Source organism: Methylobacterium sp. WSM2598 (assembly GCF_000379105.1).
Taxonomy (GTDB): Bacteria; Pseudomonadota; Alphaproteobacteria; order Rhizobiales; family Beijerinckiaceae; genus Methylobacterium.
Genome location: NZ_KB900609.1, coordinates 3,216,178 through 3,229,719, shown reverse-complemented (window position 1 = coordinate 3,229,719; position 13,542 = coordinate 3,216,178). Strand labels below are relative to the sequence as shown.

12 protein-coding genes and 4 pseudogenes are annotated in these 13,542 nt (G+C 64.7%); 7 read left to right on the top strand and 9 right to left on the bottom strand.

Annotation, left to right across the window (positions count from 1 at the left end):
• Positions 1–887, bottom strand: an 887-nt coding sequence (locus MET2598_RS36555; RefSeq protein ID WP_018261420.1) for an ATPase domain-containing protein, incomplete at its 3' end; no start/stop codon positions are given.
• Between the two features lie 736 nt (positions 888–1,623).
• On the opposite strand from MET2598_RS36555, the gene MET2598_RS0115265 reads away from it, so the two are divergent.
• Both MET2598_RS0115265 and MET2598_RS0115260 read left to right on the top strand, forming a co-directional pair.
• Positions 1,624–1,881, top strand: a complete 258-nt coding sequence (locus tag MET2598_RS0115265; RefSeq protein ID WP_018261419.1) for a hypothetical protein — start codon at positions 1,624–1,626, stop codon at positions 1,879–1,881.
• A 93-nt stretch (positions 1,882–1,974) separates the two neighbouring features.
• On the top strand, positions 1,975–2,949 hold the full coding sequence (locus MET2598_RS0115260; RefSeq protein ID WP_018261418.1) for an alpha/beta fold hydrolase: 975 nt from the start codon (positions 1,975–1,977) through the stop codon (positions 2,947–2,949).
• Positions 2,950–3,568: 619 nt separating this feature from the next.
• On the opposite strand, the gene MET2598_RS41105 is transcribed toward MET2598_RS0115260, so the two are convergent.
• The 3 genes from MET2598_RS41105 to MET2598_RS36550 form a co-directional block, all read right to left on the bottom strand.
• The gene (locus tag MET2598_RS41105) at positions 3,569–3,760 is read right to left on the bottom strand and encodes a hypothetical protein (RefSeq protein ID WP_157182163.1); all 192 of its coding nucleotides are present in this window, start codon (positions 3,758–3,760) and stop codon (positions 3,569–3,571) included.
• A 268-nt stretch (positions 3,761–4,028) separates the two neighbouring features.
• Complete coding sequence (locus MET2598_RS0115255) at positions 4,029–5,216, bottom strand: YsnF/AvaK domain-containing protein (protein WP_018261417.1); 1,188 nt, start codon at positions 5,214–5,216, stop codon at positions 4,029–4,031.
• A gap of 205 nt (positions 5,217–5,421) precedes the next feature.
• The gene (locus MET2598_RS36550; RefSeq protein ID WP_026190739.1) at positions 5,422–6,024 is read right to left on the bottom strand and encodes a phasin family protein; all 603 of its coding nucleotides are present in this window, start codon (positions 6,022–6,024) and stop codon (positions 5,422–5,424) included.
• A 408-nt stretch (positions 6,025–6,432) separates the two neighbouring features.
• Here MET2598_RS36550 and puuE point away from each other — a divergent pair.
• The 4 genes and pseudogenes from puuE to MET2598_RS0115230 form a co-directional block, all read left to right on the top strand.
• Positions 6,433–7,311, top strand: a pseudogene (gene puuE / locus MET2598_RS0115245) (allantoinase PuuE); the annotation flags it as partial.
• Positions 7,312–7,326: 15 nt separating this feature from the next.
• The gene (locus tag MET2598_RS0115240; RefSeq protein ID WP_018261414.1) at positions 7,327–8,175 is read left to right on the top strand and encodes a GNAT family N-acetyltransferase; all 849 of its coding nucleotides are present in this window, start codon (positions 7,327–7,329) and stop codon (positions 8,173–8,175) included.
• A 196-nt stretch (positions 8,176–8,371) separates the two neighbouring features.
• Positions 8,372–8,683: a DUF3574 domain-containing protein gene (locus MET2598_RS0115235; RefSeq protein ID WP_236728725.1), complete on the top strand. Its 312-nt coding sequence runs from the start codon at positions 8,372–8,374 to the stop codon at positions 8,681–8,683.
• A gap of 383 nt (positions 8,684–9,066) precedes the next feature.
• Positions 9,067–9,200: pseudogene (locus MET2598_RS0115230) on the top strand (NADH-quinone oxidoreductase subunit D); the annotation flags it as partial.
• Between the two features lie 114 nt (positions 9,201–9,314).
• Here MET2598_RS0115230 and MET2598_RS38145 read toward each other — a convergent pair.
• From MET2598_RS38145 to MET2598_RS43750, 5 genes and pseudogenes are all read right to left on the bottom strand, one after another.
• A pseudogene (locus MET2598_RS38145) lies at positions 9,315–9,605 on the bottom strand (DNA-3-methyladenine glycosylase); the annotation flags it as partial.
• Positions 9,592–9,720, bottom strand: coding sequence for a DNA-3-methyladenine glycosylase (locus MET2598_RS43755; protein WP_018261412.1), 129 nt, complete (start codon positions 9,718–9,720; stop codon positions 9,592–9,594). The pseudogene MET2598_RS38145 and the gene MET2598_RS43755, both read right to left, overlap by 14 nt.
• Positions 9,721–9,875: 155 nt before the next feature.
• The gene (gene istB, locus MET2598_RS0115220) at positions 9,876–10,607 is read right to left on the bottom strand and encodes an IS21-like element helper ATPase IstB (protein ID WP_018261411.1); all 732 of its coding nucleotides are present in this window, start codon (positions 10,605–10,607) and stop codon (positions 9,876–9,878) included.
• 5 nt (positions 10,608–10,612) lie between these two features.
• Positions 10,613–12,106 (bottom strand): annotated as a pseudogene (istA, locus tag MET2598_RS0115215) (IS21 family transposase); the annotation flags it as partial.
• 85 nt (positions 12,107–12,191) lie between these two features.
• Positions 12,192–12,350 carry a helix-turn-helix domain-containing protein gene (locus MET2598_RS43750; RefSeq protein ID WP_442919010.1) on the bottom strand — a complete coding sequence of 53 codons (159 nt, stop codon included), beginning with the start codon at positions 12,348–12,350 and terminating at the stop codon, positions 12,192–12,194.
• Between the two features lie 819 nt (positions 12,351–13,169).
• Here MET2598_RS43750 and MET2598_RS39200 point away from each other — a divergent pair.
• Positions 13,170–13,542, top strand: a 373-nt coding sequence (locus tag MET2598_RS39200; protein ID WP_198293062.1) for a DNA-3-methyladenine glycosylase, incomplete at its 3' end; no start/stop codon positions are given.

The following is a 13,542-nucleotide window of genomic DNA, read 5'->3' as shown; positions in this document are numbered from 1 at the left end:
ACGGCCGCGCGCACGTACTGGATGGCCAGCAGCGACTTGCCGGTGCCGGCCGGTCCCAGGATCAGGGTGCTCGACCCCTGCTCGATGCCGCCACCCAGGAGAGCATCGAGTTCGTTGATGCCGCTCGCCAGCTGGGTGCGCGCGAAGGTGGTCTTGTGCTCCAGCGAGATCAGGCGGGGGAAGACCTGCACGCCGCCTGTCGCGATGGTGAAGTCGTGGTAGCCGCCGCGGAAGCGCTGGCCGCGGTACTTGGCGATGCGCAGGCGCCGCCGCTCGGCCCCGTACTCGGGTGCCATCCCCTCCAGGTGGACAACACCCTGGGCGACGCTGTGGACGGTCTTGTCCATGATGTCGGCGGTGAGGTCGTCGAGCATCAGCACGGTGGCCCCTTGGCCGGCGAAGTAGTGCTTGAGCGCCAGGATCTGCCGGCGGTAGCGCAGGGAGTCGCCGGCGAGCAGCCGGATCTCCGACAGGCTGTCGAGCACGATGCGGGCGGGCTTGCGCGCCTCGACCGCCTGCAGGATGGCGCGCGTGCTCTCGCGGAGTTCGAGGTCGGAGGAGTAGAGCAGGCTCTGTTGCTGACTCTCCTCGAACAGGCTCTCGGGCGGCACGAGTTCGAAAATCGTGATCTGGTCGTCGAGGTTCCAGCCGTGGGAGGCGGCGTTGTCGCACAGCTCCTGTTTGGTTTCCGAGAGGGTGATGTAGAGGCCGGCCTCGCCGGCTTTAGCGCCCTCGAGCAGGAACTGCAGCGCGATCGTGGTCTTGCCCGTCCCAGGGTTACCCTCGAGCAGGTAGAGGCGGTCGCGGGTGAGGCCGCCGCCCAGGATGTCGTCGAGGCCGGCGATGCCGAACAGGGCCTTCCTGCTCGGCTCAGTGGGCGCGGTCATGGAAATCGATCTCGGTGAGTAGGTTGGCCGGCAAGGCTAGTCGGGGATACCGCGTCGCGTGCCAACCAAGCGCTGCTTGGCGTGCCAGCGATTGTAGGCTTGCTGGAGAGCAAGCCAAGCCTTCAGCTCGGTTCCGAACAGGTGGGCGAGGCGCACCGCCGTGTCGAGCGTCACAGCAAGGTCTGGTGATGGGGCGGCGGTGCGCGGCTCGAGCGCGTGCGTCAGGCATCTAATCTTCAGATCGAGGCGAGAGCGACGGCAGGATCAACGCCCGATCGGAGGGCAGGTCCTCCGCGGTCGTCATGAGGCGCCATCGCTCGGCAGCAGGCAGAGGCTTTTCTCTCGGCCGACATATTCCGGACGCCGCCCCGGGAGCGGGCTCCACGCCACCCTCGGGGGCGGCTGAACTCCGCACAGGCGGAGCCACGCGCTGAGACAGATCGACCTGGAACCCGGGACGCGTGTCACCTGTTCTCATTGTGCGGTGCAACATGACCGCCGAGGAGCGATCGTGATCGGACCCGCAGACATCGAGGGCATGATGCTGGATTACGTGGACGCGGAGGCTGCGGCCGGCAGTCGCCCAGCAGAGCTCCACGCTCACCCGCTGAGGCGCGTAGCGCCCCGAGCCGAACACCTCGGGGCGTGGCAACCCGCGCGAGGGGCGACTGCGTCGGCCGCCCCTTCTCCTGCCTCAGTCGCACAGGCTCCAGCGCCGCGCGGCGCAGAGTCGGTGATGTACAACCTCTTCTTCCTCCTCCTCAGCTCCACGATGCTCGCCCTCGAGGCCCAGAAGGTGATCGAGCTCCGGCTCGTCAGGCTGGCCTGGGGCGGACGGGATGGATGCGAGGAGGCGACCGCGATGGTCACCGAGAAGATCGGTGCTGCCATCGAGGCGACCAGGACGCTGATGACAGGCGGTTCGCCCGAGACGGTCGTGTCCCGCTACCGCGAGCACGTGGCCGCGAACACCAGGCGCCTGACAGCCGCGTAGTTCGCAGGGGTGCCTGTCCGTGAAACGCAGCGGCCTCACGTCGGATCGATCCCATCGATCAGCGCGATGCCCCAACAGAGATAAAACTCCACGATGACGCAGTTTTCCAACACCCGGAGCTGGCTCGCCCCGACCCTGCTGGGAGCGGCAGCCACGCTCGGAGCTTCCGCGCTCTACTCGGTTGCCAAGACGCGCGAGGCGGAACGCCGCCACCCGCCGATCGGCCGCTTCATGACTGTCGACGGCGTGCGCCTGCACTACCTCGAGCGCGGCCGCGGCGAGCCGCTGGTGCTCATCCACGGCAACGGCACCATGATCCAGGACTTCCTGGTCAGCGGCATCGTCGAGGACCTCGCCACGCGCTACCGCGTCATCCTCATCGACCGGCCCGGCTACGGCTACAGCGAGCGGCCGCGCGCCCTGTGGACGCCGCGGGCCCACGCGACGCTGTTCGAGAAGGCGCTGCGGCGGCTCGGCATCAGGCAGGCGGTGGTGCTCGGCCACTCGTGGGGCAGCCTGGTCGCGGTCGCCCTCGCCCTGCAGGCGCCGCAGCTGGTGCGCAGCCTGGTGCTGGCTTCCGGCTACTACTACCCGACGCTGCGCGCCGACGTGGTGCTGTTCTCGCCGCCGGCGATCCCGGTGCTCGGGGACGTGATGCGCTACACGGTGTCACCGGTGGTCTCCCGGCTGATCCTGCCGGGCTTGATCAAGGCGATGTTCGCCCCGGCCCCGGTGCCGGAGCGCTTCGACGAAGAGTTCCCGAAGGCCCTCATGCTGCGCCCGTCTCAGCTGCGGGCCTCGGCAGAGGACGCGGCCCTGATGACGCCGGTTACGGTGGAGCTTCAGGAGCACTACCGCGACCTGAAGCTGCCGGTCGTAATCATCGCGGGGGCGGACGATCAGGTAGCCGACGTCGGCCGCCAATCGGAGCGGCTGCACCGTGCGCTGCCGCAGAGCGCATTGATCGTCGTTCCGGGCCTGGGGCACATGATCCACCACCTTGCACCCGAGCAGGTGGTCAGAGCCGTTGATCAGGCCTCGGAGCGCCCGCGCGCCAGAGCCGCCTGAGCTGGTCCGAGGGGCAGGGAGACTGCCTATTCCGGCTCTCCATCTCCCGATCAGTGAGCTGCGCCCGCGGTGGCCGCAGCTCACGCCGGTGCCTGCATCCAGACGGCACAGACCGCACTGGGGTCGGGATCGCGACAGGCTCCCGGCTACCGCTGTTCGGCCATGTGAAGGTGCCAAGCCTCTGATAAACATCACGACCGTGAGCAGCGCGGAATAGCTGACATAGCTCAGTCGTGCCCGGCGACAGGTGGAGGGCCAGCCAGTGCGCCCCTCGAACACCGAGGCTGAGCAGATCTGCCGGAGGACCGGTAACGTGGTGCGGTTTCCGGGGCTGCGTTTGCGGTTACCGCCGCCCGCGATAGCCGCCAGCGCGGCCCCGAGATACGAGCGCTAGGCGCGCGGCAGCAGGCGTCTAAGCACATTCTGTGTCTAACTATGTCAATCTGCTGCAGGTCTATGTCACACATTGAGATACGGAGTCATATTCCAATCAAAACAAGAACATACAATCGAAATTGACCATAGAAAATGCAGAATTAGGCGCAAATAATCTGACGCAAAATGAGGAGACGCAGTCGAAGACGGTGACTGCCTCTCCTCACATGGAAGTATCAGTAGCTTACTTGCGGCTATAAGCCACTTCAGCGCGCTTGTTGCTCGAGCGCTCTCTCGTATTCGAGATATCTACCTCGTCGCGCCGCACCGTGTCACGCACCGTCTCGATGCGCCGCGTCACGCCTCCAGCCGCATCAACGATGTGCAGCTGAAACACAGACTTTGCCGTATCGAGGCCAACCAGTGTGTTCGTCATCGGGGCGCTCTTTCGATTGAGGTTGAACCAACGCACCGTGATACGTCGCTGCCGCCACGGTCCGTCCACCCCATCTCGCTCTCGCTGAGAGGTTCTGGCAGGCTCGACACCCGCCTCGATACGCCGCCTTCACGCCCAGCGCGTCACCCGATCTCCCGCATAGCTCAAGGTCAGGTCAGACTGCCATCGAGGGTGCTCGACGCGATCTCGTGGTCAGAGGCCGCGGCCGGTACATCGACCGCGGCCCGCTTGTATCGGCTGTCAGCCTCTACTTGCGGCTGTACGCGAGTGCAGCTCGCCTGTCGCCGGAGCGCCCACTCGCGTTGGAGATCTCGACCTCATCCCGCCGGATCGTGTCCCGCACGGTCTCAACACGCTTCGTGCGCTCCTTGCGGACCACGACTTCTTCCTTGACTCTCACCCCCTTGCCTACGAGCGGCACCTCAGAGGTCTCAACCATCTCGACGGCGAGTTCGGTCAAGGTCTCTCCGGTTACCTGATCAGTGACGGGCCTGCGCCGCTCAACTACGACCTTCTCGTGATACAGCGTCACCTGCTGCTCGGTCGGCACCTCGACGACGTAGCGGCGCACCGTGGTCGTGCCGCTGTTCTCCGTGCGCTTGCCCACGATCAGCGTCTCTTCCGCGAGCGGGATGACTTCCTCTTCCTGGGTCGACACCTGGCTCCTGGATGCCGAGGCGTTGCTGGAGCGCGCCAGGGAACGACCCGATGGCACGCCCCACATCCCAAACATCGCGTCAAAGAAGAACGAGCCTGTGCTCAACGGGGCGGTCGCGACACGCTGAACGGCCTCTGCAGCGCTCTGGGCCACCTTGCGGGTGCTCACAGCGGCAGCTTCAGCAGTCTGTGCTACCTGGTCGGCAGTCTGCCGGGCGGCCTCTCGGGTCTTGCGCTCGCGATCGGCGGCTTCCTTCTGCTCGGCGAGGAGCTTCTCGGCCTGCTCACGCTCTTGCCTTTGCTCGGCCCGGCGCTGCTCAGCCTCGGCGCGCCTTGCTTCTTCGGCTTCGGCCTTCCCGTCCTCGATCTTCTCGACGATGGCCTGTGCCTCGTTGTCACTCAGCGCCTTCAGGACCGCCGGCAGCAGGTCTTTGCGTTCGTCCCGCACGCTTTGCTGGAAGACCTTCCGCAGCTCGGCGACCTTCGAGCCAAACTCCTCGCTGCCCTTTGGCGTCTGCTCTAGCTCAGCCAGTAGCTTGCGAGTCTGTTTGTTGTCGTTCAGCGCTGCGGTGACGAGGTCTTTGGTTTCCTTGTGCTTTCGGAGAACCGGGAACAGGTGCTCCTCTTCTAAGTTGGCCAGGAGCTCCAGCTCGGACCTAAGGTCGCTCAGGAGGCGCTCGCGCGTCTTTACCGCATTGTTCGAGGTGTCGGCGAGCGCTGCGAAGAGCTCGTTAGCTTTTGTGGGGCTGGTCTGTATCAGTTGTCTAATCGTGGTCATTGTTTACCTCGTAGCATGTTAGAATATGGTATATCACCGCGCGTCTAATCTGATTGTTTTCTGTTTGTCCGGCGTCGCTTGGAAGCTTGCGAGCGGCGTGATCGCAGAAATCGTCACCGGCCCAGGCTGCTCCGTGGAGGCAGCCCGAAGCCGCCCCTCCAGCTTGTCGCCGAGCTTCGATGTGCGCGGGTTAGGTGGTGACGCCTCAGCGAACGGCAGTCGAGCTCTGCTGAGCCATGCTGGAGAACGTTTTGCTGGCGTCCTCGATGGCGCGAGCCGAGGTTGCGGTAATTGTCCGGCTGTCCTGAACGATGTGCTGCAGGCCCTCGCGAACCAGTTCGCTCTGGATCGTGACGAACTCCTGGACCGACCTGGCACGGGCCAGCTTGCTGAGGCCGTCGAGGTTGCGCTGCCACTGCTTCTGGCTCAACTCGAACCAGCTCCGGGAGGCATCCTGGAAGGCTTGGGTCAGAACCGTGCCGCAGCGCGTGACGGCTTCCACGTTCTGGTTGGACTGACGGGCCGGGCGCTCGCTGTCCTCGCCAGTAAAGCCCAGCGTCTTGGTGAAGCGCTCACCGGCCTCACGGGCCTGCTGCGCGGCCGTCTCGACGCATCTCTGCACGATCTGCTTAGTGTTCTCGCTGACTTGCTCGCGCAGAGCGGACATTTGATTCAGGCGATCCCGAGCGGCATCAACAAACTGCCCGCCCTGCTCGGCGGCCTTATCGATGTTTGCACTTGCCGTTTCGACAATGCTCTCGTTCATCTTGTATTGATTGCCATTATTGTTGTTATGATTGAAAATCATCCTGATTCTGGTCTTTAAGCATTGTGAATGCACAATGCTTGAATTTAGCAAGCAAGCACATTCATTTTAGCCGACTACACAAATTACTGTGTCGACCGCATTGCACCTAAGTCGTGCCACCTTGCTACCGATTCAAGCCTTGCAGAACCTCTTTGATCCGCATTAAATTATGACGGATTTCGTCAAGCGTTATGATCGCGGCATAAGCTCCTGAGTGCGCTGCACAATATTGGGGCCGAGTGGGAAAGCGGCTTGGCGGCAAATGGGACCAACCTTCAAGCTGATGGCTTGGAGGCCGCGCCCAATGCGGCATCCGATATTGCTGGCTGACCCCTTTCGTGCTGTGCTCGCGCTCGTAGCACAAGGCAGGGCAGCCAGACGGTGACCCCCGCAGCTTATCCCCGAAACATGGTCGGATACGGCCGTCGACCGGTACACCCGGAGTGGCCTGACGGCGCGCAGATCGCGGTCCAGTTCGTCCTCAATTACGAGGAGGGCGGAGAGAACTCGGTCCTGCATGGCGATCCGGCTTCCGAGGCATTCCTGTCGGAGGTCATTGGTGCTCAGCCTTGGCCCGGCCAGCGTCACCCCAACATGGAATCCCTCTACGAGTACGGCTCGCGTGCTGGCTTCTGGCGTGTCTGGAGGATGTTCAGCGAGCGCGGCGTGCCCATCACCGCCTTCGGGGTGGCGATGGCTTTGGCGCGGAACCCCGAAGCTGTGTCAGCCATGACGGAGGCGGGATGGGAGATCGCGTCCCATGGCCTGCGTTGGATAGAGTACCGGGATTTCTCGGAGCAGGAAGAACGCGAGCATCTCAGAGAGGCGATCCGGATTCAGACGGAGGTCGCGGGGGAGCGGCCCCTCGGCTGGTACACGGGCCGATGCTCGATCAACACCCGCAAGCTCGTCATGCAGGAAGGCGGCTTCCTCTACGACTCTTATTCCTATGCCGACGACCTTCCGTACTGGGTCGAGGGACCGCACGGGCCTCACCTTGTGGTTCCGTACACTCTCGACGCCAACGACATGCGCTTCGCGACCGCCCAGGGCTTCAACAGCGGCGACCAGTTTTTCACATACCTGGAGGACAGCTTCGACGTGCTCTACCGAGAGGGCGAGCGCAGCCCGAAGATGATGAACGTCGGTCTTCACTGTCGGCTGGCGGGGCGACCTGGGCGTGCGGCGGCTGTCATGCAGTTCCTGGATTATATCCAGAGCCAGAGGCGGGTATGGCTGTGCCGCAGGGTCGATCTTGCCCGGCACTGGCATGCCCACCACCGCCCTGACTGAAGCCCGCGAATGACTGGCGATAGCACCGCAATCAGACGAGCGACCCGGGACGAGCTTGAGTTGGCGGTCGAGTGGGCTGCGCAGGAGGCCTGGAACCCCGGTCTCGCCGACGCCGACTGCTTTTATGCCGCAGATCCGGGCGGGTTTCTGATCGCATATGTCGGGACAGACCCTGTCGCCTGCATCTCCCTCGTTCGCTACGGGGCAACATTCGCGTTCCTGGGCTTCTACATTGTCCGACCGGAGCGACGTGGTCGGGGCTACGGCTACCAGATCTGGCAGGCCGCCATGGAACGGGCCGGGGACCGCACGGTTGGTCTCGATGGAGTCGTCGCGCAGCAGGACAACTACATGAAGTCAGGCTTCGCGCTTGCTCACCGGAATGTCCGGTTTGGCGGCACGCCTAGATGCCAGAGACCAGACGACCCCAGGCTTACCTCCATCGGCTCCGAACTGTTGCAGTACGTGATCCAATACGACCGGGCGTTCTTCCCTGGGGAACGGGGTACGTTCCTGCGCTGCTGGTTCCGGCCCGACCGCCGCACGGGCATGGCCCTCGTCGAGGACGGGTCGGTTACCGGCTATGGCGTCGTTCGGGCCTGCCGGGAAGGGTTCAAGATCGGCCCCCTGTTCGCGGACGCGCCGCACGGAGCCGACCTGCTTTTTCGAGCACTCGTGGCCCAGGTCCAGGGCGCACCTATTTTCCTCGACGGCCCCGAGCCCAATGGGCAGGCCCTGGACTTGGCCGCTCGTCATGGCCTCTCGCCGGTGTTTGAGACAGCGCGGATGTACCGAGGACCGGCCCCGGATCTCCCGCTCTCACGCATCTACGGCATCACCACGTTTGAACTCGGATGATGAGTCGATCCGGTGTACGCTTCACTCCCGGTGTGCGGGAGGTCGTTTGATCTTCAGGCAACTTGTCCCGTGGTGTTAGGAGGCATCTTTGCCAAACCGCCGACAGATCCTGAACCTTATGTCCGCCGCTGTGGCATGGTCGTGCCTCGCCGGTGCTGCCGGTGCCCAGAGCCCGACCCCGCTGCAAACGGACGGCGTGAAGAGTGAGATCTATTTCGGATCAGACATGGGGGCTGGGCAGAGCGTCAGCCAGCAGGCCTGGGAGGAGTTCCTGTCGGAGGTTGTCGTGCCTCGCTTTCCTGCTGGGCTCACCCTCTTGGAAGGGCTTGGCAGGGGGTTGAGAAGCTCAGGCCCGTTAACCCGAACCCGGATCCTGATCGTGATCCATCCGAACGCGGGCGATGCTCAGGCTCGCTTGAGTGAAATCGAGGCGGATTACCGGAAGCGGTTTGGTTCCGCTGGCGTGTTCCACATAGACCAGCCCGTCCGGATCCAGCAGCAGCAATAAGCGACCGGTTGCATCTGGACCGGTAATCCCGAAGCGTGGTCCTGATCCCTGGCTCACGAGCTTTGGGGGGAGGCTTGAGATGGAGAGGTTTGCAACCGCCCGGCTTCCCGTGCATCCAGTCGCCACGGCTCCAGGCGGGACTGACGTCAGGACGTTGCTGCAGCTGAAGCAGGGCAGCTTCGCCCACTTCACATTGGCTCCGGGCAGGGCGTCATTCGCGGTCGCCCTGAACCGCCCCGGGTTTCCCGGCAACTGTAATCAGTCGGTCGCTGGCACGGTGTAGTCGGTGCCTGTGGCTAGCATGGCATTGAGCGTGACGAGAAGCTTGCGGGCGGTGGCTATCAGCGCGGCCTTTGTTGGCTTGTCGCGGGTGGAGCGAAGCCTATGGTTGCAAAGTACGCTCGTCCTGCTTCGCTCACTTGCAGGCGGTGGATTGCTGTGCCGTAGGCACCTGCTGGCCGATATCTCGTGCATCCTGGGCACCCTCGACATCGTGTTCGGCAAAGTGGACCGGTGAGAGTGGTCCACGGGTTAAGGGATGCTATAGAAAGCGGCGGGGCACTGGCGCTCTGCCCGCGTTTGTCTGGAGCAAATCCGAGTCCGGGACGGGACGTCCTCAACCTGGGGTAGACTAGGAACGAGGCTCCGCGCGGGACCCGGTGTTCTTACGCGAGGCCGTCCTGGTGCGCGGGGTTGGCCGGCTCGCGAAGCGGGAGCCCTCGAGAACGAACCGCCAAGGTGTCTCAACTGCACGCGTGATGCCGATGCGGCGGCCAGAGCTGACCGCGACGGGCCGATCTCCCGCCAGCACTTCGAACGGGGCGCGATCGAGCGGACGACCGTCGTACTCGCCCGTGATCGACAGCGCCTGACAGACGCGGCCGGGTCCGGCGCAGAGGAGGCGGATGTCAGTCGTGCGCCGACGCGCCCTCGAGCGGACGACCGTCGTACTCGCCCGTGATCGACAGCGCCTGACAGACGCGGCCGGGTCCGGCGCAGAGGAGGCGGATGTCAGTCGTGCGCCGACGCGCCCTCATGTGTCAAACGGCGTGGAATGTTGACCCCAGATCGGCGTCCAAAATTGACCCCCTGGATGGGTGCGGTGTGACGCCCCTGATCAGCCCGGCGGAGCCGGTCGGGGAAGCGCAGCCGGGCTGATCAGGGGTCCAGGAGGCGCAAGGCGCTGGCGACCTCAAGCACGGTTCTTGAAGCGCCAGCTCTCGTTGCCGGTCTCGACGATCTCGCAGTGGTGGGTCAGCCGGTCGAGCAGCGCGGTGGTCATCTTCGCATCGCCGGCGAACACCGCCGGCCACTCGCCGAACGCCAGGTTGGTCGTCACCACGATCGAGGTCGTCTCGTAGAGCCGGCTGATCAGGTGGAACAGCAGCTGACCGCCCGACTGCGCGAACGGGAGGTAGCCGAGTTCGTCCAGCACCACGAAGTCGATCCGGGCAAGATGGTCGACGATGCGCCCCTGCCGGCCGGCGCGGGCCTCGGCTTCGAGCCGGTTGACGAGGTCGACCACGGTGTAGAAGCGGCCCCGCGCCCCGTCCTGGATGCAGGCGCGCGCGATCGCGATGGCCAAGTGCGTCTTGCCCGTGCCGGTGCCGCCGACCAGCACGACGTTGCGCTGGTGGGCCAGGAACTCCCCGCTGGAGAGATCGCGCACCAGCCCCTCGTTGATCGGCGTCCCGGCGAAGGCGAACTCCGCCAGGTCCTTGGCCAGCGGCAACTTGGCGATCGTCATCTGGTAGCGGATCGAGCGCGCCTGCTTCTCGCTGATCTCCGCCTGCAGCAGGTCGCCCACCACCTGCTGCGGCTCGTGGCTGCGCTTCACGGCGACCTTGATGATCTCGTCGTAGGCCGCCTTCATCCCGTACAGCTTGAGTTCGCCCATGGTGGCGAGGATCTGCTGGCGTTCCATCACGACGCTCTCCTCAAGGTATCGTAGCGGGCGCAGTCCGCGGTTGGCTCGTGGCGCAGCCGCAGGCTCTCGGGCGTCAGGAGGGTGACGGGCGCGGCGGGCTCGCGCTGCCGGGCCAGGATGTTGAGGATCACGTCGGCCGAGTGCACGCCCTCGCGCAGCGCCTTGGCACAGGCCGCCTCGACCGCAGGGAGCCCGTCGCCGAGGACGGCGGTGAGGATCTCGACCATCTGGCGATCGCCGTCGGCGCTGCCGGCGAGCTTGCGCCGGACCCGGTCGAGCGCGGCGGGCAGCACCCAGTCCCGGAAGGGCGCGCCGTTCCTGAGCGCGCCGGGCTTGCGGGCGAGCACGGGCACGTAGTGCCAGGGATCGTAGACGGTCTGACCGCGGCCGAAGGCACGGGCGTGATCGCCGACCACGCGCCCATCCTGGCGGATCTCGATGCGCTCGGCATAGGCGCGGACCTCGACCGGGCGACCGATCGCGGAGGCGAGGACCGAGTACTTGTTGTTGTCGAAGCGCACGAGGCAGGTCGAGGACACGGCCGCCGGCACGGCGTGGAAGCCATCGAAGCGCCCGGCATAGGGCACCAGCACCGCCCGCTCCGCCTCGAAGGCCTGCCAGATCGTCAGATCGCGCTGCTCGGGATGAGGGTGGGCCTTGGCGTAGGCGACGACCCCGTCGAGCAGCAGGGCGTTGAGCTCCTCGTAGCTCCTCACCCGCACCCGCGGCGTGAACAGGCGCTCGCGCACCAGCCCGACCTGGTTCTCGACCTGGCCCTTCTCCCAGCCCGAGGAAGGCGTGCAGGCCACCGGCTCGACGAGGTAGTGCGAGCACATCTGCAGGAAGCGGCGGTTGTAGGCGCGCTCGCGCCCGACGAAGATCGTCTCCACGGCGGTCTTCATGTTGTCGTAGATGCCGCGCTGACAGGCGCCCTTGAAGAAGGCGAAGGCCCGATCGTGGGCGTCGAAGACCATCTCTTGGCTCTCGCGCGGGTAGGCGCGCACGAACAGCATGCGCGAGTGGCAGAGCCGGACGTGAGCGACCTTGACCGTCGTGGTGACGCCGGCGACCAGCACGATCTCGTGGCTCCAGTCGAACTGGTAAGCCTCGCCCGGCGCGAACGAGAGCGGCACGAAGGCGGGTGCCGTCACGGAGGTCTGCTCGCGCTTCCAGGTCTTGGCGTAGCGACGGACGGCATCATAGCCGCCCTCGTAGCCGAGCCCCCGCAGGGCCTCGAAGATCCGGATCAGGGTCAGCCGCTCGCGGCGCGACTTGCCGGCGTTGGCGGCCAGCATCCGATCGAGGTCGTCCCGCCACGGCCCGAGCTTGGGCAAGGGCTGCACCTCGCGTTCGTAAGTGAAGGTGGTTGCACCTGAGCGGATGACCTTGCGCACGGTGTTGCGAGAGACGTGCAGGTCGCGGGCGATGTCCTTGATCGCGCGGCCGCGGGTGAAGAACTCGCGCCGTATGCGCGCAATCGTGTCCACGCCCTTCATCCCCCCACCACCCGTCCGGTCGTCCCGAAGGGCAGTCTGCGAGAGCAAGCTTCAGGGGGTCAGAATTGGACGCCGATCCCCCGCCTCAGGGGGTCAAAGTTGCACGCCGAAACACACGCACGCCTCGTGCATGCCGCTCGAAGAGCCGGGCCTGAAGGATGTCCTCGATCTCGCGCAGGCTCTTGGTGAGGGCCGGCTGCGTCACTCCGAGGATCGTCGCGGCCCTGAGCAGGCTCCGATGCATCTCAAGCGCGTCGACGAGGCGGAGATGTGCGAGCTTGAGGCGTTGATCGAGATAGCGAGACTGCATCGCCTCACAGGGTCCCTGCCGCCGGCCAACGTGGCACGCGTGGTCCTGTATCCCTGCACGGCTCCAATCGACAAGGCACTCTCCCGTTTATGCCATCAGTGTAAGCAAGAATTCCGCGTGTTGTCTTTATTTAGACAGGCGCAAGATGCCGGTGAATAAGATCGACCCTTAATTTGAGGTGATTCGGTCAGCCAAATGTCAATAACACATTCATAAAGGTATATCGGAGACAATCGCTGAGATCGTCTGGAAGGAGTCGGGAGCACATCTTAGGTGATCGTGGTTTAGAGATCCGGATGGGTTCGGTTGCGGCTCCTCATGTCACAGCCGACGTGCCTGGTTCCATACGCCGCCCTTATGCGCACAGCAGGAGAGCCCGGGGCGATCCAGGCAATCTCGCAAGGTCTGCTATCGGGCGATGTGCAGCCACTCCGGCAGCATCCAGCGAATGTCCGGAGGTGGCGCATTGCTGAACAAGCCGGACGCGAGTTCGGCGGGAAAGCGCGCGTCCTCGGCTCGCATCGGCATCTGACGCCAAGGCGGCTCCAGGGGCTCCTTCGGGCGAGGAAATCCGACACTTCAGATCTCGACCACCAAAGAACCACGTGTAAGATCCGGCTCGACAGCGCAGCTTGTCGCTGATCGGGCGAGGAAACGGGGGCACTGCGCCCTCGTCGATCTCCGTCGTGAGAAACCGACCGTGCGACCTTCGAACCAGCACCACTTCCAGGATGAATTGATCTACCAACCCTAATGGCCCAGATCCACCTCTCCTGGTTCGATCGCCCAGCAGCCAACGTTGCCGCCGCCCTGATCGGTTGCCAATTGCTGGTCGACGGGGTGGGCGGTGTCATTGTGGAAGCCGAGGCCTACGGCCGGTCCGATCCGGCCTCGCACAGCTTCGCCGGACCGACCCGGCGAAACGCCAGCATGTTCGGCCTACCGGGACACGCCTACGTCTACCGCTCCTACGGCCTGCACTGGTGCATGAACATCGTATGCGAGCCAGGGAGTGCGGTTTGGTCAGCCCCCCTTGAAGTGGTCCGCCCTGAAGTATGGCTTGTGAGCCAGGAGGACGGACGAGATGGCGAAGCGACCCAAGCCCGAGGAGATTGTTGCCAAGCTG

Bases quoted from the DNA above. Each gene is read 5' to 3' on its own strand.
- MET2598_RS0115265 (WP_018261419.1), top strand. From the start codon at position 1,624: ATGTACAACCTCTTCTTCCTCCTCCTCAGCTCCACGATGCTCGCCCTC.
- MET2598_RS0115260 (WP_018261418.1), top strand. From the start codon at position 1,975: ATGACGCAGTTTTCCAACACCCGGAGCTGGCTCGCCCCGACCCTGCTG.
- MET2598_RS41105 (WP_157182163.1), bottom strand. From the start codon at position 3,760: ATGACGAACACACTGGTTGGCCTCGATACGGCAAAGTCTGTGTTTCAG.
- MET2598_RS0115255 (WP_018261417.1), bottom strand. From the start codon at position 5,216: ATGACCACGATTAGACAACTGATACAGACCAGCCCCACAAAAGCTAAC.
- MET2598_RS36550 (WP_026190739.1), bottom strand. From the start codon at position 6,024: ATGATTTTCAATCATAACAACAATAATGGCAATCAATACAAGATGAAC.
- MET2598_RS0115240 (WP_018261414.1), top strand. From the start codon at position 7,327: ATGACTGGCGATAGCACCGCAATCAGACGAGCGACCCGGGACGAGCTT.
- MET2598_RS43755 (WP_018261412.1), bottom strand. From the start codon at position 9,720: ATGAGGGCGCGTCGGCGCACGACTGACATCCGCCTCCTCTGCGCCGGA.
- istB (WP_018261411.1), bottom strand. From the start codon at position 10,607: ATGGAACGCCAGCAGATCCTCGCCACCATGGGCGAACTCAAGCTGTAC.
- MET2598_RS43750 (WP_442919010.1), bottom strand. From the start codon at position 12,350: ATGCATCGGAGCCTGCTCAGGGCCGCGACGATCCTCGGAGTGACGCAG.